The following is a 19,111-nucleotide window of genomic DNA, read 5'->3' as shown; positions in this document are numbered from 1 at the left end:
CCCCTCCCGCCGAGCCGAAGGAGTCCGCTCATGTCCAAGGGCTACTGGGTCGTCGCCTACCGCTCGATCTCCGATCCCGCGAAGTCGGCCGCCTATGTGAAGCTGGCCGTCCCGGTCGTCGAGAAGGCCAAGGGACGGTTTCTCACCCTCGGAGGCCAGGTCGTCGCGCACGAGGCCGCGGTGGCGGAGCGAACGGTCGTCATCGAGTTCGACAGCTTCGAGCTGGCCGTCGCCACGCATGACAGCGAGGACTACCAGAAGGCGCTGACCGTGCTGGGCGACGGCGCGGACCGGGACTTCCGCATCGTCGAGGGCACCGACTGAACGCCTACCAGTCGGTGGGGGCGTAGTCCTTCAGGAAGCAGCCGAAGAGGTCCTCGCCGCCCTCGCCCCGCACGATCGGGTCGTAGACGCGGGCCGCGCCGTCGACGAGGTCGAGCGGGGCGTGGAAGCCCTCGGCCGCCAGCCGCATCTTGTCGGGGTGCGGGCGCTCATCGGTGATCCATCCGGTGTCGACGCTGGTCATCAGGATGGCGTCGGTCTCGAACAGCTCGCGGGCGCTGGTGCGGGTCAGCATGTTGAGGGCGGCCTTGGCCATGTTGGTGTGCGGATGGCCCGCGCCCTTGTAGCCGCGGCTGAACTTGCCCTCCATGGCGGACACGTTCACCACGTACTTCCGCCGCGCGGGCGAGGCCGCCATCGCCGAGCGCAACCGGCTGACCAGGATGAACGGCGCCGTCTCATTGCACAGCTGCACTTCCAGCAGTTCGACGGGGTCCACCTCGTGCACCCGCTGGATCCAGGTGTTGGTGTCGTCGAGGTCGGGCACAAGACCGCCCGCGTCGATCGCGGTCCCCGCCTCGATCCGTGCGGGCGAGGCGGAGCCGCTGGTCAGGGCGAGGGCGGTGAGGTCCTGCGCGCTCAGGGCGCCCTCCCGCGCGGCCGCCGGCCCCGGCAGGGCCGGCTGGGCGCCACTGCCGAACGCGCCCAGGACGACGGACTCCGGCAGCTCCCCGGCGGGCAGCGGGGCCGACTCGCCCGCTATGAGCTCCGCGTACGCGGCGGGCGTGCGACGCACCGTCTGCGCGGCGTTGTTGATCAGGATGTCCAGCGGGCCCGCCGCGCTCACCGAGTCGGCCAGCGCGACCACCTGGGCCGGGTCCCGCAGATCGATGCCGACGACCTTCAGCCGGTGCAGCCACTCCCCGCTGTCCGGCATGGCCGTAAAGCGGCGGATCGCGTCGTTCGGGAAGCGCGTGGTGATGGTGGTGTGCGCGCCGTCGCGCAGCAGCCGCAGCGCGATGTACATGCCGATCTTCGCCCGGCCGCCGGTGAGCAGCGCCCGGCGCCCTGTGAGATCGGTGCGCGCGTCGCGGCGGGCCCGGTTCTCGGCGGCGCAGCTCTGGCAGAGCTGGTGGTAGAAGGCGTCGACCTCGACATAGCGGGTCTTGCAGATGTAGCAGGACCGGGGCCGCTGCAGGATGCCCGCGATCGGGGTGGTCACCGAGCTGGCCAGGGCGCGGCCCAGCGTCTCGTCGTCGATGCGGTCGGCGGCGCCGGTGGCCGTGGCCTCGGTGACCGCCTTGTCGTGGGCCGTCTTCGCGGCCCGGCGCTCCTGGCGCCTGCGCTGCTTGACCGTCCGGTAGATGCCGGAGGTGGCGCGGCGCACCGCGATGGCGTCGGGGTGGTCGAGCGGCAGCCGGTCGAGCTCTTCGAGCACGCTCAGGCAGGTCGCCAGACGCTCCGGGTCGATGCCCGCCTCCTTGGCCCGGCCGTCTTCAGTCACCGTCATTCGCCGCTGCCGCTTTCTGCTGAACCCGTTCCAGGGCGGTGCCCTGGGTGGTGGTGGGGTGGGTAACGGCGAAACTTTACGGAAGCGGGGGCGGCCGCGCCAAACCCGGGGCGGGCTCACTCCCGCCCGGGCTTGCGGTAGACATAGCCCGGGTGGGCCGCGGGGGTGTCGTCCCGGCCGGGCCCCGCTGCCCCGGTGAGCGCGCGGACCAGGCCGTGGTGCGGGGAGAACCCGCAGGCCGGGTCCGCGGCCGCCGCGTCGCCGGTCAGCGCGTACGCCTGGCAGCGGCAGCCGCCGAAGTCCTCCGCGCGGTGCGCACAGCCGCGGCAGGGCTCCTTCATCCAGGTCTCGCCGCGGTAGTGGTTGAAGGCCCCGGAGTGGTTCCAGATCCAGTCCAGCCGGTGGTCGCGTACGTTCGGCGGGTCGAGGCCGGGGAGCGTGACCGCCGCCGGGCAGGGCAGCGCGGTGCCGTCCGGCGCCACGGTGAGCGAGACCGCTCCCCAGCCGCCCATACAGGGCTTGGCGACCGCGTCGAAGTAGTCGGGGACCACCCACACCAGGTCCATCGCGCCGTCCAGCCGCTCCCGCCACCGCTCGACCGCGTCACGGGCCCGCGCCAGCTGCTCGCGGGTGGGCAGCAGCGCGGTGCGGTTGCGCAGGGCCCAGCCGTAGAACTGGGTGTTGGCCAGCTCGATCCGCTGGGCGCCCCAGGAAGCGCCCAGCTCCACCAGGTCGTCGAGGGCGTCGAGGTTGTCGCGGTGCAGCACGATGTTGAGGCCCAGCGGCAGCCCCGCCTCCCGGACCAGGGCGGCGGCCCGCTCCTTGGCGGTGAAGGACCGGCGTCCGGCGATGCGGTCGGAGGCGCCCGGGTCGGCGTGCTGGACGGACAGCTGGACGCCGCCCAGCCCGGCGTCCACGAGCGCCGCCAGCCGCGCCGCGGTCAGCCCGACGCCGCTGGTGACCAGCTGAGTGTAGATCCCGGCGGACGCGGCGGACGCGGTGATCGCCTCGAGGTCGGTGCGCAGCAGCGGCTCCCCGCCCGACAGATGGGTGTGCACCACCCCCAGCTCCCCGGCCTGCCGCATCACCTCCGCCCACTCCTCGCCGGTCAGCTCCCGGGAGCGGCGGACCAGCTCCAGCGGGTTGGAACAGTACGGGCAGTGCAGCGGGCAGCCGTGGGTGAGCTCGGCCAGCATGGCCCAGGGGGGCGGCGCGCCGGTCATCGCAGCCAGCCCTCCCGCCGCAGCCGGCAAAGGAAGGCGGGGACCTCGGTGGCCACGGGGGCGCCGGGGAAGCGCCCGGCCAGTTCGGCGACGACCGCCTCGACGTCGCGGGCGCCGTCGCACAGCCGCAGGATCTCGCCGGCGGTGCCGCGCAGCACCACGACCCGCTCGGGCAGCACCAACAGGTCCACGTCGCGCACCCGGTCGTGGCGGAGGTGGACCACCGGCGCGAGGGCGGGCCGCCACGGGGGCGTGGCGGCGTTGGTGTCGGTGGTTTCGGAGGTGCCGGCGGTCACGGGCCCTCCTTGGGGTCGGCGTGGTCGACCGCGTCCAGCAGCGACCAGAGCACATCGCATTTGAAGGAGAGCGCCGCCACGGCCCGCTCCCGGTCCTCCTCGGTGCGCGCCCAGGACAGCACCAGGTCCAGGGCCTCCCGGCTGTCCCGGCGCCCCTGGGTCTCGCGGGTGCGGAAGTACGCGAGCCCGTCGCCGTCGATCCACCGGTAGTGGCGCTCGAAGGCGTCGACGCGGGTGCGCATGATGTCCGGGGCCGACAGCTCGGTGAGCGAGGCGGCGACCGCCTCCAGCGGGGAGCGCAGCCGGCAGAAGTTGACGTAGCCGTCCACGGCGAGCCGCACCCCCGGCAGCACGTCCCGGCCGGACAGCAGCAGGGTGCGGTCGAGGCCCGCGGCCTCGCCGAGTCTGAGCCACCGCTCGATCCCGCCCTCGCCCTCGGCCGTGCCGTCGTGGTCCTGGATGCGCCGCAGCCACATCCGGCGCAGCGCCGAGGTGTCCAGTTTGGCGGTGATCAGGGCGTCTTTTATGGGGATGTGGCGCTGGTAGTGGAAGCGGTTGGCGATCCACCGGCGGAGCTCGTCGGGGGTCAGCTCGCCTTGGTGCATCCGGACGTTGAAGGGGTGGCGGTCGTGGTAGCGCTCGCGCGCCACGGTCCGCAGCCGCTCCTCGAAGTCCCTCGCATCGCTCACACCGCTCACAGTTCGATCACCATCCCGTCGGCGGCCACCTCGAGACCCAGCCCGGCCAGCGCCTCGTGCTGGGGCGCGGCCGGGTCGGCGAGGGGGTTGGTGTTGTTCAGATGGGTGTAGAGGCAGCGGGCCGGAAGGCCGGCGAGCCGCTTGGCGGTGCCGCCGGGGCCGTCGATGGGCAGATGTCCCATGCCGGTGGCGGTGCGGGGGGAGAACCCGGAGCGCCGGGGCTCCTCGTCGTCCCAGAACGTGCCGTCGACGATCACGCAGTCCGCCTCGGCGGCGGCTTGCTGGAAGGCATCCGGCCAGGCGGCGAGGGCGGGGGCGTAGAGCAGGGAGCCGCCGGTGTCCCGGTCGGTCAGGCGCAGCGCCACCACCCACGGGTCGCCCCCCGCCACGTCGGTATCCATGCCGGCCGCGTAGCGCGGGCGTTTGGCGGAGACGGGTACGGCGCTGACGGTCAGGGGCGAGCCCTCTGCCAGGGGCACCGGATCGGCGTCGAGTCCGCGCCACCGCAGGGTGGTGTACGGACCCAGGACGTCGCCGAGGTGGAGGCCGTCGAGCAGGGCGCGGCGCACGGGGGCGGTGGCGAGTACGTCGACGCCGCCGGAAGCCTCGCGGAGCCGGGCGATGCCGAGGGTGTGGTCGAGTTCCGCGTCGGTGAGGACCACTCCGGCCAGCGGGGTCTGCCGGGGCCGCGGCCCGGGGTGCAGTTCCGGGCAGTCCTCGATCTGGTCGCCGAGGTCGGGGGTGGCGTTGACCAGGTACCAGTGGCCTTCGGCGGCCCGTACGGCGAGGGAGGCGTGGCGGCGGCGCCGGATGGGGTGGGCGCGTGCCCCGGTGCAACCGGGGCACGCGCAGTTCCACTGGGGCAGTCCGCCGCCCGCCGCGGTGCCGAGCACGCGCAAGCGCATGGCGGCGCCGTCAGCGGGTGGTCAGCGAGTAGGCGGTGACCTCCAGCGCGGTGTCCACGACCACGTAGTCGGGGGTCTGCCAGGCCGTTTCCTCGACGCGGGGGCGGGCTTGCTCCGCCGTCTTCGGCTCGGTCCGCTGCACGGTTTCGTTCATGTCCTTACCTGCCTTCCTGTGTGTTGGGGGGTGATCCTCGGGACGGTTTTCCGTGGATCCGCACGGAGGGTGGAGGGGGTCAAGGGAGCTGAACGGACGCGGTGTTCACGGTCTCATGAGCTCTTCCCCGCGTAGCCGGAGCCGATCCGCACCTCGTCGACGAGCAGTTTCCTGTAGCGCTTGGTGTCGGTATCGGCGGCCCAGGTGCTGTTCACGGTGAGCCGGACATACCGCTTGGTGGTGGCGGGGATGTCGATGAACTGCACACCGCGGGCGCTGGGGAGGGTGCCGGCCTTGACGGCGCTCCCCCAGTCGGTGCCGTCGCTGGAGACCTGGATCTGGTAGTCGCGGACGCGGGCTGACTGTTCGGTGTCCGAGCGGGCGTAGCTGACCGACCACTCCCGCTGGTTGACGGCCAGATACCGAATGCTCTTGGCGGAGCGCAGATCGAAGGTGAGCGAGACGGGGAGCTTGGTGTTGTTGTCCCAGTACGTCTGGGGATTGGCGTCGAGGACGGCGGAGGCCGGGTGTCCGCTCGCCGAGGCGCCGGCGCTCGCGGTCATGGAGTCGGCGGGGATCAGGCCCTGCCTGCCGTCGGTCTCGACCTTGAGGACGGTGTCGTACGGGTCCCAGTCGCCGATCCCGGTGATGGTGATCTTGCCGTCGCCCTGGCTGAAACTCAGGCGTTTCCCGGTGCGGAAGTCGGTGATCCGCGCGGCCCGGTAGCCGTTGTCGCGCAGCGTCAGGGTGGTGCCCGTGGGCTTGGTCAGGACGTGGACGAAGTGCAGATCCGGATCGGCCCTGGAGACCGTGGTCACCCCGCGCGCCCCATCGTTCCAGGCCCCGGGCGCGAGGCCGCCGTAGCTGTAGCCGCCGCCCTCGGTGCCGTTCAGCGAGCCCCAGATGGCGTCCAGATAGGTCTTGGCCGCGTTGTTGAAGGCCTCCTGTTTGCTCGGGAACCGGCCATTGACCTGAGCGGTCTCGGCCATGAGCGACTTGACGGAGGAGCCGGAGTCGGCGATCAGCCGGCGGAGGGTGAGCGCCTGGTCCACCGCCGAGTCGGTGCCGCTGTACCACCAGGCGCCGCTGCTCGGCAGCTTGAAGCAGGCCTCGGTCAGCCGGGGCTGGGGGCTCCAGATCGCCTGGGGATAGTCATAGGCCGGGGTCATGCCGGTCTTCTGCTCATTGCTGACCGTGTCCATGATCGGCGTGTCTTCGTTGTTGTTGCTCAGCAGCCAGCCGGGGCGGTCGGCGCGGATCTTCTCGTAGAGGCCGTGGTCGATCCAGTAGTCGTTGTCGTTGTCGATCCAGAAGCCGGACAGCTTCGGGTAGTTCCGCATCACCTCGACGAAGTTGTCGTACGCGTACTCGCCGAATCCGTCGCGCGTGGTCAGGTCGACATCGCGGCCCTTGTGGGCGGAGTACGCGGCCGAGTCCAGCCATTCGTGCCCGCCCTCGTCATGCCACTGCGGATCGTCGGTCATGTAGAGCAGGACCTTCAGCCCCCGGGCGTCGGCGGCGCTGATCAGCTCGCCGAGGAAGTCGCGCTTGGTGGAGCAGCTGCCGGGGATGTCGGACGGCCAGGCGCGGGCGTACCCCAGACGGCTGTGGAAGGAGGCCAGCACCAGGTATTTCGTATGCAGCTTCACGGCTTCGCCGACCCAGTAGTCGGCGTCCCAGCCGCCGTCGGTCACGGCCTTCTCCCAGGCGGAGCAGCTGGTGTAGCCCGGTGCGGTGCGCATGCCCCAGTGCAGGAAGAGTCCGGCTTGGGAGTCGCGCAGCCACTGCTGCCGCGCGTGCACGACCTCGGCGTGCGCGGGGGCGGGGCCCGTGAGGAGGAGGGCGCCGACGGCGAGCAGTGCGGTGGCCGACCAGGCGCGAAGACGTCGGCGCGGTCTGCGGCTCATGGGGGCTCCTTCCCCGAGCTGTCGGTGCCGGGCGTGGAGGACATGGGGTGGTGTCTCCAGTGGTGTCCTGTTGAAGAGTTGCGAGCCGCCAGGGCCGGGTCAATGGGGCGGACACAAAAATCCTCCGATCTCTACCCCTTGAGCTGACGGCATATCACTTTTCAAGCCACCAGAAACCGCAGGTGATTAGCCATACATGGCCCACCGACCGCCCCCTGAGCCATCTTCTGGCCTGCACCAATCCTTGACTCGACAGACAACACCTCCTACCTTCCGCGATGCATCACCCACGGATGCCTCATATGCGTTCGAAGGAGACGATCATGCAGGGAAACGCACGATCCGGCGGACTCCGCTCGTTCGTCGCGGTGGCCACCGCCACCGCGACCACCGCGGCGGCGGCCATCACCTTCACGCTCACCGCCGGGGCAGGTCAGGCCGCCGCGCTGGACAACGGCCTGCTCCGCACGCCCCCCATGGGCTTCAACAACTGGAACGCCACACACTGCGACCGCTCGTTCAACGAGTCCATGGTCAAGGGGGTCGCCGACGCCTTCGTCTCGCTCGGCCTCAAGGACGTCGGCTACCAGTACGTCAACATCGACGACTGCTGGGCGGAGCCCAGCCGGGACGGGAACGGCAGTCTGGTGCCCGACCGTACCCGCTTCCCGAACGGCATCAAGGCCCTGGCCGACTATGTGCACTCCAAAGGGCTGAAGTTCGGCATCTACACCAGCGCCGGCACCAAGACCTGCAACAGCGCCGGCTTCCCGGGGGCGCTGAACCACGAGAAGCAGGACGCCAAGCAGTTCGCGTCCTGGGGCGTGGACTACCTCAAGTACGACAACTGCAATAACCAGGGCGTGGACGCGCAGCAGCGCTACAAGGCCATGCGCGACGCGCTCGAGGCCAGCGGGCGGAAGATCGCGTACAGCATCTGCGAATGGGGCCAGACCAGCCCCAAGGTGTGGACCTGGGGCGAGCCGGTCGGGAATCTGTGGCGCACCACGGGCGACATCAGCGACAAGTGGTCCAGCATGATCGACAAGGTGCACATCAACGACGACCTCGCGCGGTACGCGGGCCCGGGCCACTGGAACGACCCGGACATGCTGGAGGTCGGCAACGGCGGGATGACCGCCACCGAGTACCGCACCCACTTCAGCCTCTGGGCGATGATGGCGGCGCCGCTGCTCATCGGCAGCGACATCCGCGACGCCTCCGCCACCACCCAGTCGATCCTGAAGAACACCGACCTCATCGCGGTGGACCAGGACACCCTGGGCAAGCAGGCGACCGCCGCCTCCTCCAGCGGCGGCAAGGTCGTCTACACCAAGCAACTGGCGAACGGCGACCGGGCGGTCGCCCTGCTCAACGAGAACTCGTCCACCCAGACGGTCTCCACCACGGCCTCCGCGATCGGCCTCGGCGGCTCGTCCTCGTACCGGCTCAAGGACCTGTGGTCCAAGGCGACCAGTACCACGACCGGTTCGATCAGCGCCTCGGTGCCCGCGCACGGCACGGTGGTGTTCCGGGTCTCCCGCGGCTGAACCGCGCTGAACTGTTGACGGGATAGGAAGGTTTGCTTACAGTCCCCCTCAACAGCGATTCACCTCATGCGCCACTCCCCCACCGTGGCCTTTCCATGTCCGGCAAGTTCATGGATATGACCAAAGGTCAGACAGGAGAATCACTGATGGAGCGCAATCCGCTCAGGGGCCGCCGTGCCGCGGTGGCCCTGGCGGCAGCAGGCGCGCTGGTCCTCCCCGCGGTCGCCGCCCACGGCGCGCAGCGATCGCCGCAGGCGCCCACGGCGACCTGGAGCCTCAAGTGGAGCCCCGCGTCGGGGGCCAGTGTCGCCGACGCCTTCGAGGGCGCCGAGGACGACCGCGCCGACTCCCACCCCGGGGTCACCCACATCTACCCGAGCGGCGGCGGATTCCGCACCGACATCCACTACCCCAAGGACGTGGACACCAGCACCGACCGCCAGCGCAACGAGGTCCGGGGCATGCGGCAGAACGGCGCCGCCGTGAAGATCCTCAAGGACGAGACCTGGCGGATCCAGTACCAGATGTACGTACCGGACACGCTGGACGCGACCACCGGCTTCACCCACATCATGCAGATCAAGGTGGGGGACGTCGCCGCCCCGCTGTTCACCATGTCGCTGCACCAGCACGACGGCGGTCCGAAGGTCGAGATGCGCACCTCGGACGACGCGGAGAACCTGACGGAGGCCGGGGCCGCCGACATGGCGCCGATCCAGGGCAAGTGGAGCGAGGTGTCGGTCGAGGTGAAGGCGTCCGACTCCGGCGCCTACGTCGACTGGTCGGTCGTCACCGACGGCGGGACGGTGGCCAAGCACAAGCGCACCGGTCTCGACATGTGGCGCGGCAAGAACTACCTGCGTCCCAAGTGGGGCATCTATCGCAGTCTCAACAGCGGCGGCCTCCGGACGACTTACCTGCTCACCCGCAACTTCAAGGCGTACAAGCTCCAGTAGGAGGACGCGATGAAGAGCCATCGGAACATCGCCGCGGCGGCCACCGCCGCCGCGCTCGCCGCAGGGCTGCTGGTCGGAACGGCCGGAACGGGCAACGCCTCGTCCGACGGAGCCGACTCTGTGCCGTCGAGCATCAAGACCGTCTCGTCCGGCTGGTCGATCCCCTGGGGGCTCAGCTGGCTGCCCGACGGGTCGGCTCTGATCACCGAGCGCGACTCGTATCGGGTCTTCAAGCTCACCCAGTCGGGCACCAAGACCCAGGTCGGCACGGTGCCGAACGTCGTGACCACCAGCGGCGAGGGCGGGTTGCTGGGGATCGCGGTCTCCCCGAACTGGAACACCGACCACTACGTCTACCTCATGCACACCGCGTCCGAGGGCAACCGGATCGCCCGGATGACCTTCGACGGCTCCTCGCTGAGCGGCTACACCACACTGGTCAGCGGCATCAAGAAGAACAAGTACCACAACGGCGGACGCCTCAAGTTCGGCCCGGACGGCTATCTGTACGCCACCGCCGGGGACGCGCAGACATCCGACCTCGCCCAGGACAAGAACGCGCTCAACGGCAAGATCCTGCGGATGACCACGGACGGCAAGCCCGCCCCCGGCAACCCGTTCGGCACGCTCGTCTACTCCTACGGCCACCGCAACCCGCAGGGCCTCACCTGGGACGCACAGGGGCGGCTGTGGGAGGCCGAGCTCGGCAACAGCAAGTACGACGAGCTCAACCTCATCGAGCCGGGCAAGAACTACGGCTGGCCGACCTGCGAGGGCAACTGCTCCACCTCCGGGATGACCAATCCCAAGCGCCAGTGGTCGGTCGGCGATGCCTCGCCCAGCGGTGTCACCTACGCCGACGGAGCGCTCTACATGGCCGCGCTGAGGGGCGAGCGGCTGTGGCGGATCCCGGTCGACGGCACGAGCGCGGGCACTCCCAAGGCGTACTACATCAACGAGTACGGGCGTCAGCGCACCGTCGAGACGGTCCCGGGCAAGAACACCCTGTGGCTGTCCACGACCAACGCCGACAACAACGGCGGTGAGCCGGACGGCGCGGACAAGGTGTTCCAGGTCGAGCTGAAGTAGCCGCCGCCACCGGCGCCCGGACAGAACCGGCCGCACGTCGCGCTCCGCGGTCCGCCGCGGAGCGCGACCGTGCGGGTGGTCAGTGGGCGAGCCGCTCGTTCATGAGCAGGAAGGCTCCCAGGCCATGGAGATCGTTGGTGTTGCGCTTGCGGCCGAAGTAATAGGCCAGGTCCCCGACGTTGGTGCCCTCGCTGATGTCGGTGATGTCGGTCAGCCCGTCCGCGTTGACCTTCACCTTCTTCAGGACGCCCTGATAGCCCCGGCGCGCCGCGGAAGCGTAGTCGCCGCCGGCGATGTACTTGCGCTCCAGCGCCGCGTGCAGCATCAGGGTGTACATGCTGGAGGCGGAGGTCTCGGTCCAGTTGCCCGCCTCGCTCCCCTTGTCCACCACCTGGAACCAGCGGCCGGTGCTCCGGTCCTGGTAGCGGACGAACCCCTTGGCCAGGTGTTTCACGTTGGCGATGAGACCGGCGCGCCGGGGGTGGTCCGCGGGCAGCAGTTCCAGCACCTCGATGTGGGTCATCGCGGTCCAGCCGATGGCCCGGGCCCAGTGGTGGGCGGAGGTGCCGGTGGCCGGGTCGGGCGACCAGGGGGCGTCGCCGTCCGCGTCGTAGGCGTGGTAGAGCAGCCCGTTCGACGCCTTGAGATGGTCGAAGTACACGGCCAGATTGCGGGTGACCTCGTCGTACGCGTAGGCCTCGTCCCCGTACGCGAGGCCGTAGCGCAGCAGGAACGGCTGGGCCATGAACACGCCGTCGGCCCACAGCTCGTTGGTCTTGCCGGTGGCGTGCCACATGCCGCCGTCGGAGGTGCGCGGATAGGTCGTGACGCGGGTGCGGATCTGGTCGGCGGCGGTGCGGTAGCGCGGGTCGCCGGTCTCCTTGTGGAGGATCAGCAGCAGGTTGCCGGACTGCATGGCGTCGAGGTTGTCGAAGCTGTGGTTGATGTGGCCGTCGGCGTCCACGTAATAGTCCACCCACCGCTTGATGTACGCGAGGTAGGACGCCTCCTTGACCCGCTGGTACACCCGGTAGGTGCCGTAGAGGAACAGCCCGCGCGTGTAGCCCCAGCCGCCGAGCGACTTGGGGTCCGGGTTGCGGGCGATGGTGGAGTCCACCACGGCCCGGGACCAGTCGGCGGGGGCCGCGGCCGCGGCGGTGCCGAGCCCGAGGCCGCCGGTGAGGCCGCCCAGGGTGCTGGCGAGTACGGTCCTGCGTCTGATCACTGGTCGGCTCCCGAGTGCGTGGTTTTCGGATTTGTTCGGGACATGTCAATAATCGTAACGCTCGTGAGCCCCGCGCGTTAGACGTCGAGGACCCGCGAACACACCGGATGAGCGCACCCCGGACAGGAGCCGCCCGTGGACACCGAACACCGTGCACAGGCCCGCGCACGGGCGCGCGAGGAGGCCGGGCGGCTGACTGCCCAGGGGATCGTGGGCACCGCCCTGACCTGGGTGGACAACGCGGGCCTCACCCGCGTCAAGGCCGTGCCCACCGAGCGGCTGGAACACGCCGCGCAGTGGGGCGTCGGCATGTCCCCCGTCTTCGACGTCTACCTCGTCGACGACTCCATGACCACCAGCCGCCACGTCGGCGGCCCCGACGGCGATCTGCGGCTCTTCCCCGACCTCGACCGGCTCACCCCGCTGGCCGCCCAGCCCCGCTGGGCCTGGGCCCCGGTCGACCGGTACGACGTGAGCGGGCGGGAACACCCCGTGTGCCAGCGCCGGTTCGCGCACCGCATGACCGAGCGCGCCCGGGAGCGCGGCCTGGGGGTGCTCATGGGCTTCGAGACCGAATGGGTCGTCGCCACCGCGGACACGCCGGAGGCGGAGCCGCACCACCCCACCGCCGGGCCCGCCTACGGTATGAGCCGCCTGGTGGATCTGTCCGACTACCTCGCGGATGTGCTCGACGCCCTGCGGGCCCAGCAGGTCGAGGTGTGGCAGCTGCACCCCGAGTACGCCCCCGGGCAGTTCGAGGTGTCCGTGGCGCCCACCGACCCCGTCGGCGCGGCCGACCTCGCCGTGCTGGTGCGCCAGACCATCCGGGGCGTGAGCGCACAGCACGGCCTCCGTCCGTCCTTCGCGCCCCAGGTCACCCCGGGCACCGTGGGCAACGGCGGCCATCTGCACCTGAGCCTGTGGCAAGGCGAGCGGGATCTGTGCCGCGACGGGGACGGGCCGTGCGGTATGACCGCGACCAGCGAGGCCTTCCTGGCCGGTGTGGTGCGCTCGCTGCCCGCCCTGCTGGCCATCGGCGCCCCTTCGCCCGCCAGTTATCTGCGTCTTGAGCCCTCCCGCTGGGCCGGGGCGTACCAGTGCTGGGGGCTGGAGAACCGCGAGGCCGCGCTGCGCTTCGTGGCGGGGGCGCCGGAGGACCCCGGCGGGGCCAACGCCGAGGTCAAGTGTGTCGACCAGGCGGCCAATCCGTATCTGCTGACGGGCGCGGTCATCGCCGCCGGGCTCGCCGGGCTCGACTCCGGGCTGACGCTGCCCCCTCCCGTGACCGGCGACCCGGTGCACGAGGGCCGTGAGCGGCGGCTGCCGACCTCTCTGCCCGCCGCCCTGGAACACTTCGAGGCCTCGGACACGCTCCGCGAGGCGCTGGGCGACCCGCTGTTCGAGTCGATCGCCGCCGTGCGCCGCGCCGAGGCCGCGCTGTTCGAGGGGGCGAGCCCCCAGGACATCACCGCGGCCACCCGCTGGAGGTACTGACCCATGGCCGGCCACGGCGCGGCGCGGCCCCGGCCGCCCCTGGTGGACCACCACTGCCACGGCCTGCTGCGCGGTGAGCCGGACACCGCGGCGTTCGAGGCGTGTCTCACCGAGTCGGACGCGCCCGCCGCGCCCGGCACCAGCTACTTCGACACCCAGCTGGGGTTCGCGGTGCGCCGCTGGTGCCCGCCGCTGCTGGGCCTTCCGCCGCACTGCCCGCCCGAGCGCTATCTGGCCCGGCGGCGGGAGCTGGGCACGGCGGAGGTCACCCGGCGGCTGCTGCGCGCCGCCGGGATCACCGAGTTCCTGGTGGACACCGGGCTGCCCGGGGAGCTGACGGGCCCTCAGGAGCTGGCCGAGGCCGCCGGGGGCGCGGCGCGCGAGATCGTACGCCTGGAACACCTCGCCGAGCGGGTCGCGGACGCCTCACGGACCGCCGATTCCTTCCTCGCCTCGCTCGACACCGCGGTGCGGGGGGCCGCGCTCACCGCCGCCGGGTTCAAGTCGGTGGCCGCGTACCGCTACGGGCTCGACCTCGCGCCCGCACCGCCCGCCCCGGCCGCGCTCCGCGCGGCGGCGGACCGCTGGCTGGCCGCCCGCGCGGGCGGCGGCCCGGGCGCGGCGCGGGTGGCCGACCCGGTGCTGCTGCGCCATCTGCTGTGGTCCGCCGCGCGCACCGGCCTGCCGCTGCAGCTGCACACCGGGTTCGGCGACCCCGATCTGCGCCTGGACCGCTGCGACCCGCTGCTGCTCACCGACTTCATCCGCGCCGTGCGCCCCACCGGCTGCCCGCTGATCCTGCTGCACGGCTATCCGTACCACCGCGGCGCCGCCTTTCTGGCCGCGGTGTATCCGCATGTGTACGCCGATGTGGGGCTGGCCCTGACACACACCGGTGCGCGGGCCGGGGCCGTGCTGGCCGAGGTGCTGGAGGTGGCGCCCTTCGGCAAGGTGCTCTTCTCCACCGACGCCCACAGCCTGCCCGAGCTGTACGCGGTCGGGGCGCTGCTCTTCCGGGAGGCCCTGGACGCAACTCTGGCCCGCTGGGTCCGCGACGGCGCGTGGTGCGCGGCGGACGCGGAGCGGGTGGCGGACCTGGTGGCCGCGGACAACGCGCGCCGAGTGTACGGGCTGGACAGCACAGTCACCGGCAATACCCGGAGCCGACCGCAAAATCACCGGTAACCAACGCGTCGGGCGCGGGTTTTGGTCACGATGGTGTCATGGACGAAGAGCACTTCCTGGAGCGCGCCAAGCAGTTCGCCCACCGGCTGGCCGAGCTCCAGAGCCGTCTGGACCCCGACTCGTACGACCTCCTGTTGCGCATCCTCCGCGGCATCAACGACGCCATCGTGCACCGCCGTGACGGCGACAGCGGCGGCGTCGACAGCGTCGACGTGGCGTTCTCCCCGCGCGACCAGGATCGGTTCACCCCCGCCCTCGGGCAGGAGCTCACCGAGCTGACCAGTCTGCTCGGGCCGAACGGCCTGCGACTGGTGGTGCACCTCGGGGCCGAGCAGGAGCGCGACCGGCGGGAGGTGGAGGCCATCGCGCGGGTGAGCGGCATGGACCCCGGGCGGTCGTGACATGACCCGCGCACCGCCGGGCAGTACCGTTCGTCCGGTACGGACCGGCCGTACGGCCACCACCCGGACCAGCCACTACGCGGAGGAGACACGCATGCGGATCGGCGGCGCGACCGTCCTGCTCACCGGAGCGACCGGAGGCATCGGGCAGTCACTGGCCCGCGCCCTCGCGGCCAGGGGGGCCAGGCTGCTGCTCACCGGCCGCCGCGAGGACGTGCTGCGGCCGCTGGCCGACCGGCTGGGCGCCCGGGCCGTCGCCGCCGACCTGGCCGACCGGGCCCAGCTGGACCACCTGATCGCCGAGGCCGCCGAGGCCGACATCCTCATCGCCAACGCCGCGCTGCCGTCCAGCGGCGAGGTCCTGGGCTACGCGCCCGACGAACTCGACCGCGCCCTGGAGGTCAATCTGCGCGCCCCGCTCCAGCTGGCCAGGGCGCTGGCGCCGCGGATGGTGGCCTCCGGCTCCGGCCACATTGTGATGATCGGCTCGCTGTCGGGCCGCACCGCCTCGCCCGGGGCGGCGCTCTACAACGCGGCCAAGTTCGGGCTGCGCGGATTCGCGCTCGGGCTGCGCCAGGACCTGCACGGCACCGGGGTGGGGGTCTCGGTGGTGCAGCCGGGATTCGTGCGCGACACCGGGATGTTCGCGGACTCCGGCGCCACCACGCCCCCCGGTGTCCGTACGGTCTCCGCCCGCCAGGTGGCGGTGGCGACCCTGCGCGCCATCGAACGGGACCGCGCCGAGGTGAACATCGCACCGCTCGAACTGCGCCTGGGCAGCGCCCTCGGCGGGCTCTTCCCGAGCCTGGCCGCCGTGGCCCAGCGCGGCGCCGGCGCCGACCGGACGACCCGCCAACTGGCGGAGGGCCAGCGGCACAACCGCTGAACCGAGGCCCACGCCCCTGGCACGGGGCTTCGTTCGCCGGTGCGGGCGGCGATGACCCCGTTCACCACCGGGCCGGACGGTATGACGCTCGCCCACCGGCTGGGCACCGAGCCGTCCGCCTGGGGCACCCGGCCGGGCGCCGAACCGCCGTCGGTGGGTGGGGCCGGTCGCCCGGGGTCGAACGTGGTGTAGGTTCTACGGCCCCCCACCATGTGCGGCTGAGCGAGGGAGCGGGTCCATGCGCGCTGTGGTGTTCGATGCCTTCGGGCACCGGCCCGAGGTCCGGAACGTCCAGGATCCGACTCCCTCGCGGCGCGGCGCGGTCATCCGCGTCGAGGCGACCGGGCTGTGCCGCAGCGACTGGCACGGCTGGATGGGGCACGACCCCGGTATCCGGCTGCCGCACGTACCCGGCCATGAGCTGGCCGGGGTGGTCGAGGAAGTGGGGCCCGAGGTCCTGAACTGGCGCCCCGGGCAGCGCGTCACCGTGCCGTTCGTCTGCGCCTGCGGGCGCTGCGGCGCCTGCGCGGACGGGGCGCAGCAGGTGTGCGAGCGGCAGACGCAGCCGGGCTTCACCCACTGGGGCTCCTTCGCGGAGTACGTCGCGATCGAGAACGCCGATGTGAACCTGGTCGGCATCCGCGGCGAACTGGCCTTCACCACGGCCGCCGGTCTGGGCTGCCGCTTCGCGACGGCCTTCCGCGCCGTGGTGGCGCAGGGCCGGGTGGCCCCGGGCGAATGGGTCGCGGTGCACGGATGCGGCGGGGTGGGGCTGTCCGCGGTCATGATCGCGGCCGCGGCGGGGGCGCGGGTGGTCGCGGTGGACATCTCGCCGCGGGCCCTGGCCCTGGCCCGGCAGTTCGGGGCGGAGGTGTGCGTGGACGCGTCCTCGACGCTGGGGTCCGTGGCGGACGCGGTCGCGGACGCGACCGGCGGGGGCGCCCATGTCTCGCTGGACGCGCTGGGCTCCCCCAGGACCTGCGCGGCGTCCGTCAACAGCCTGCGGCGGCACGGGCGCCATGTGCAGGTCGGCCTGCTGCCGCCGGCCGCCGGGAGCCCGATGCTGCCGATGGACCGGGTCATCGCGCTCGAACTGCGGCTGCTCGGCAGCCATGGCATGGCGGCCCACGCGTACGGGCCGATGATGGAGATGGTCGAGGCCGGGACGTTGCGGCCGGACCTGCTGGTCACCGACACCATCGGTCTTGACGAGGTGCCGGAGGCCCTGATGGCGATGGGGGCGGCGGCCGGCGCCGGGGTCACGGTCATCGAGCCCCGGCGGCTGGCCACGGCCGCCCGGCGGTGACGGCCCGGCGGTTCAGCCGGGGATCCGTACCGTCTCGCCCGCGATCCTGACGCGGTCCCCGGCGGCCGGGCGGTCCGCGATGTCCGGGACGTTGGCGGGCGTCAGGTCCGGGGCGTGGCCCGGCTCGCCGCCCCGGGGCACCGTGCGCACGACCTGGCTGGGCGGCAGCGTCCCGCGCCCCTCCAGCCGCTGCCACATCACATCCAGGGCCTGCTGGTAGTAGTAGCCCAGCGGGACGTACCGGTTGTCGAAGCCGGGCGCCGTGGAGTCGAAGTGGTGCGCGTTGGTGACCTCGACGTAGGCGACGGTGCCCGTGCCGTGCTGGGCGCGGGAGTTGAGACCCAGATAGGGCCTGGAGCTGTGGTTGACGGGGACCCGGGTGTCGTCGCGGCCGTGCACGATCAGCGCGGGCTTGCCGTGCAGATCACCGGTGCGCCGGGTGGCGTCAAGACCCTCGGCGAGCCGTGCCGCCCACTCCCGCTCCCGAGCCGTGTCGAACGCCAGCCGGTAGACGCAGCTCTCCCCGCGCAGGTTGTAGTCGTGGCGGCCGTCCGGACCCTGGGACTTGGCGTCGGCGACGGGTCCGCCCGGCGAGTTCTCGTCGATCAGCACCCCGGGCGCGGGCGCCCGGCCGGAGCTGGTGCCGAAGGCGGCGGCCAGTTCGGCGGTGCGGTACGGGACGGGGGCGCCCGAGGCGTCGGTGCGGGCCCAGCCGTAGCCGCGCAGGGAGTCGGCGACCGAGGCGCGGGCGAAGCTCATCGCGTACGAGGCGGAAGCAACTGTTCACCGAAGAGAGCGCATGACGACGGTTTAGCCCGATCGTGTGATGTCCTGCTTGGGAGCTTGCGCGGTCTTGGGCGGGCCGAGGTAGCGTTGCTGTGCGATCTGGGACGCTGGGTGCGGTGCCAGCGTGCGGGGCCCCTGCTCCACCAGAGAGATGGTTCAGGGCCTCCCCGTCGCCTCTGGCCGCATCCACATGACCAGGTCGTGAGGGACTCCGCCCTTCCGGACCGGACCACGGACAGGATCCGTGTCGCCGCCCGGTTGTGAAAGTGGACGACCAGTGCGCCCAACACCGTTCGGGGCGTGCCAGTGCGTGGACTCACTCCAGCTCACTGCCAAGGAACGGTCTGCGGGTCGTAGTGCGCAAGCCTGGCGCACCGCTGGAGCAGCGAGATGGCCGACCCGGGGCGCCCCCTCGCGTCAGTCGCAGCTGACGAGCGCGAGGGCCAGCTCCACCGAGCGCAGCACATCGCGCCCCCAGGGCCTGCGGGTTGGTCTTCGCGTGCGCCATCTTGTACGCGACGCGGTAGGGGCGCCCGGCGTCGAACCGGGCCCGCTCGGCGTCGCTCAGCCCGGCGTCGAACGCGGCGCGGTCGGCTGTCTGTTCGCGGGGTCCGGTCGTGCCGTCGTAGGCCATGACGGTGCCGGAGTGCAGATCGTCGAAGGCCGGGCCCATGCCCTTGTCGGTGTAGGCGACCGCGCAGCGGCGGTGAAGCCCCCAGGCTCCGGCGGTGCCCACCATGTTGTAGACGCCGCCCAGGCCGGAGGCGGGCGCGGCGATGACACAGGGGCGGGCCCGGTCGAAGTCGTCCGGGACCTGGACCACGAAGCTGACGCTGCGCGAGCCGCTGCCCGCCACGGCGCGGTACTCGACGCCCGCGACCTTGCCGTCGCCGGGCACCGGGCGGCCGCGGTCCACGTTCGGCCCGTACAGCCGCCCGAGGCCGCCGCCGGACCCGGCGTACAGCCCGGCGGAGGCCCAGATGGCCTGGCGGCGCAGCTCGGCGGCGGTGGGCCGGTCGGGGTCGGCCGGGGCGGGCGGCGCGGCGGCGCGCAGCCCGGAGAAGCCGAGCCCGGCGCTGATCAGGTCGTCGCTCACCCCGTCGTACCGTACGGAACTCAGCGCGCTGATGTAGGGCGGGAGTGTGGGGGCGGCGGGCGCGGCCGTGGCGGCCGGGACGAGGGCGGCGGTGAGCGCGGCGGCCAGCAGCGGCGCGAGCGCGGCCGACCGGCGTACGGGTCTGGGCACGGGTACTCCTGA

18 protein-coding genes and 2 pseudogenes are annotated in these 19,111 nt (G+C 72.0%); 10 read left to right on the top strand and 10 right to left on the bottom strand.

Going from position 1 to position 19,111, the window contains the following annotated elements:
• Nucleotides 1-30: 30 nt before the first annotated feature.
• Nucleotides 31-324: a DUF1330 domain-containing protein gene (locus ACFZDL_RS28685; RefSeq protein WP_353591789.1), complete on the top strand. Its 294-nt coding sequence runs from the start codon at nt 31-33 to the stop codon at nt 322-324.
• Between the two features lie 4 nt (nt 325-328).
• On the opposite strand, the gene ACFZDL_RS28680 is transcribed toward ACFZDL_RS28685, so the two are convergent.
• The 7 genes from ACFZDL_RS28680 to ACFZDL_RS28650 form a co-directional block, all read right to left on the bottom strand.
• On the bottom strand, nt 329-1,792 hold the full coding sequence (locus ACFZDL_RS28680) for an SDR family NAD(P)-dependent oxidoreductase (RefSeq protein WP_353591790.1): 1,464 nt from the start codon (nt 1,790-1,792) through the stop codon (nt 329-331).
• Nucleotides 1,793-1,908: 116 nt separating this feature from the next.
• Nucleotides 1,909-3,015: a pyrroloquinoline quinone biosynthesis protein PqqE gene (gene pqqE, locus ACFZDL_RS28675; RefSeq protein WP_353591791.1), complete on the bottom strand. Its 1,107-nt coding sequence runs from the start codon at nt 3,013-3,015 to the stop codon at nt 1,909-1,911.
• On the bottom strand, nt 3,012-3,311 hold the full coding sequence (gene pqqD / locus ACFZDL_RS28670; RefSeq protein WP_353591792.1) for a pyrroloquinoline quinone biosynthesis peptide chaperone PqqD: 300 nt from the start codon (nt 3,309-3,311) through the stop codon (nt 3,012-3,014). Before pqqD ends, pqqE begins: the two co-directional genes overlap by 4 nt.
• On the bottom strand, nt 3,308-4,000 hold the full coding sequence (gene pqqC / locus ACFZDL_RS28665; RefSeq protein ID WP_353591793.1) for a pyrroloquinoline-quinone synthase PqqC: 693 nt from the start codon (nt 3,998-4,000) through the stop codon (nt 3,308-3,310). The genes pqqD and pqqC overlap by 4 nt, the downstream gene beginning before the upstream one ends.
• 5 nt (nt 4,001-4,005) lie before the next feature.
• Nucleotides 4,006-4,914, bottom strand: a complete 909-nt coding sequence (gene pqqB / locus ACFZDL_RS28660) for a pyrroloquinoline quinone biosynthesis protein PqqB (RefSeq protein WP_353591794.1) — start codon at nt 4,912-4,914, stop codon at nt 4,006-4,008.
• Nucleotides 4,915-4,924: 10 nt separating this feature from the next.
• Nucleotides 4,925-5,068, bottom strand: coding sequence for a pyrroloquinoline quinone precursor peptide PqqA (pqqA, locus tag ACFZDL_RS28655; protein ID WP_353591795.1), 144 nt, complete (start codon nt 5,066-5,068; stop codon nt 4,925-4,927).
• 113 nt (nt 5,069-5,181) lie between these two features.
• Nucleotides 5,182-6,975 carry a discoidin domain-containing protein gene (locus ACFZDL_RS28650; RefSeq protein ID WP_353591796.1) on the bottom strand — a complete coding sequence of 598 codons (1,794 nt, stop codon included), beginning with the start codon at nt 6,973-6,975 and terminating at the stop codon, nt 5,182-5,184.
• Between the two features lie 323 nt (nt 6,976-7,298).
• Between ACFZDL_RS28650 and ACFZDL_RS28645 the strand changes: the two are divergent.
• The 3 genes and pseudogenes from ACFZDL_RS28645 to ACFZDL_RS28635 all read left to right on the top strand — a co-directional run.
• Nucleotides 7,299-8,516: pseudogene (locus ACFZDL_RS28645) on the top strand (glycoside hydrolase family 27 protein); the annotation flags it as partial.
• Nucleotides 8,517-8,671: 155 nt separating this feature from the next.
• Nucleotides 8,672-9,481 (top strand): hypothetical protein, encoded by an 810-nt coding sequence (locus tag ACFZDL_RS28640; protein WP_353591797.1) that lies wholly within the window; start codon nt 8,672-8,674, stop codon nt 9,479-9,481.
• 9 nt (nt 9,482-9,490) lie between these two features.
• Nucleotides 9,491-10,570: a PQQ-dependent sugar dehydrogenase gene (locus tag ACFZDL_RS28635; protein ID WP_353591798.1), complete on the top strand. Its 1,080-nt coding sequence runs from the start codon at nt 9,491-9,493 to the stop codon at nt 10,568-10,570.
• A gap of 79 nt (nt 10,571-10,649) precedes the next feature.
• Here ACFZDL_RS28635 and ACFZDL_RS28630 read toward each other — a convergent pair whose 3' ends face one another.
• On the bottom strand, nt 10,650-11,795 hold the full coding sequence (locus tag ACFZDL_RS28630; protein WP_353591799.1) for a glycoside hydrolase family 88 protein: 1,146 nt from the start codon (nt 11,793-11,795) through the stop codon (nt 10,650-10,652).
• A 135-nt stretch (nt 11,796-11,930) separates the two neighbouring features.
• Between ACFZDL_RS28630 and ACFZDL_RS28625 the strand changes: the two genes are divergently transcribed.
• From ACFZDL_RS28625 to ACFZDL_RS28600, 6 genes are all read left to right on the top strand, one after another.
• Nucleotides 11,931-13,289 (top strand): glutamine synthetase family protein, encoded by a 1,359-nt coding sequence (locus ACFZDL_RS28625; RefSeq protein WP_353591800.1) that lies wholly within the window; start codon nt 11,931-11,933, stop codon nt 13,287-13,289.
• Nucleotides 13,290-13,292: 3 nt separating this feature from the next.
• Nucleotides 13,293-14,474, top strand: a complete 1,182-nt coding sequence (locus ACFZDL_RS28620) for an amidohydrolase family protein (protein WP_353591801.1) — start codon at nt 13,293-13,295, stop codon at nt 14,472-14,474.
• Between the two features lie 38 nt (nt 14,475-14,512).
• Nucleotides 14,513-14,875 carry a hypothetical protein gene (locus ACFZDL_RS28615; RefSeq protein ID WP_353591802.1) on the top strand — a complete coding sequence of 121 codons (363 nt, stop codon included), beginning with the start codon at nt 14,513-14,515 and terminating at the stop codon, nt 14,873-14,875.
• Nucleotides 14,876-14,969: 94 nt separating this feature from the next.
• On the top strand, nt 14,970-15,761 hold the full coding sequence (locus ACFZDL_RS28610) for an SDR family NAD(P)-dependent oxidoreductase (RefSeq protein WP_353591917.1): 792 nt from the start codon (nt 14,970-14,972) through the stop codon (nt 15,759-15,761).
• Between the two features lie 51 nt (nt 15,762-15,812).
• Complete coding sequence (locus ACFZDL_RS28605) at nt 15,813-15,953, top strand: hypothetical protein (RefSeq protein ID WP_353591803.1); 141 nt, start codon at nt 15,813-15,815, stop codon at nt 15,951-15,953.
• Nucleotides 15,954-15,999: 46 nt separating this feature from the next.
• Entirely contained in the window at nt 16,000-17,067 is a 1,068-nt protein-coding gene (locus ACFZDL_RS28600; protein WP_353591804.1) for a zinc-dependent alcohol dehydrogenase family protein, read from the top strand.
• Nucleotides 17,068-17,079: 12 nt separating this feature from the next.
• On the opposite strand, the pseudogene ACFZDL_RS28595 reads toward ACFZDL_RS28600, so the two are convergent.
• Nucleotides 17,080-17,829: pseudogene (locus ACFZDL_RS28595) on the bottom strand (3-hydroxybutyrate oligomer hydrolase family protein); the annotation flags it as partial.
• 340 nt (nt 17,830-18,169) lie between these two features.
• A complete protein-coding gene (locus tag ACFZDL_RS28590) occupies nt 18,170-19,099 on the bottom strand; it encodes a 3-hydroxybutyrate oligomer hydrolase family protein (protein WP_353591805.1) in 930 nt (309 codons plus the stop codon).
• Nucleotides 19,100-19,111 lie beyond the last annotated feature (12 nt).

This window comes from Streptomyces sp. NPDC007917 (assembly GCF_042959105.1).
In the GTDB taxonomy this organism is placed as follows: domain Bacteria; phylum Actinomycetota; class Actinomycetes; order Streptomycetales; family Streptomycetaceae; genus Streptomyces.
The sequence above is the reverse complement of the archived record's forward strand: the minus strand, read 5'-3'. Positions and strand labels throughout refer to the sequence as shown.

Bases quoted from the DNA above. Each gene is read 5' to 3' on its own strand.
- ACFZDL_RS28640 (WP_353591797.1), top strand. From the start codon at position 8,672: ATGGAGCGCAATCCGCTCAGGGGCCGCCGTGCCGCGGTGGCCCTGGCG.
- pqqE (WP_353591791.1), bottom strand. From the start codon at position 3,015: ATGACCGGCGCGCCGCCCCCCTGGGCCATGCTGGCCGAGCTCACCCAC.
- pqqB (WP_353591794.1), bottom strand. From the start codon at position 4,914: ATGCGCTTGCGCGTGCTCGGCACCGCGGCGGGCGGCGGACTGCCCCAG.
- ACFZDL_RS28650 (WP_353591796.1), bottom strand. From the start codon at position 6,975: ATGAGCCGCAGACCGCGCCGACGTCTTCGCGCCTGGTCGGCCACCGCA.
- ACFZDL_RS28685 (WP_353591789.1), top strand. From the start codon at position 31: ATGTCCAAGGGCTACTGGGTCGTCGCCTACCGCTCGATCTCCGATCCC.
- ACFZDL_RS28620 (WP_353591801.1), top strand. From the start codon at position 13,293: ATGGCCGGCCACGGCGCGGCGCGGCCCCGGCCGCCCCTGGTGGACCAC.
- ACFZDL_RS28600 (WP_353591804.1), top strand. From the start codon at position 16,000: ATGCGCGCTGTGGTGTTCGATGCCTTCGGGCACCGGCCCGAGGTCCGG.
- ACFZDL_RS28615 (WP_353591802.1), top strand. From the start codon at position 14,513: ATGGACGAAGAGCACTTCCTGGAGCGCGCCAAGCAGTTCGCCCACCGG.
- ACFZDL_RS28610 (WP_353591917.1), top strand. From the start codon at position 14,970: ATGCGGATCGGCGGCGCGACCGTCCTGCTCACCGGAGCGACCGGAGGC.
- ACFZDL_RS28635 (WP_353591798.1), top strand. From the start codon at position 9,491: ATGAAGAGCCATCGGAACATCGCCGCGGCGGCCACCGCCGCCGCGCTC.
- ACFZDL_RS28680 (WP_353591790.1), bottom strand. From the start codon at position 1,792: ATGACGGTGACTGAAGACGGCCGGGCCAAGGAGGCGGGCATCGACCCG.
- ACFZDL_RS28605 (WP_353591803.1), top strand. From the start codon at position 15,813: ATGACCCCGTTCACCACCGGGCCGGACGGTATGACGCTCGCCCACCGG.
- pqqA (WP_353591795.1), bottom strand. From the start codon at position 5,068: ATGAACGAAACCGTGCAGCGGACCGAGCCGAAGACGGCGGAGCAAGCC.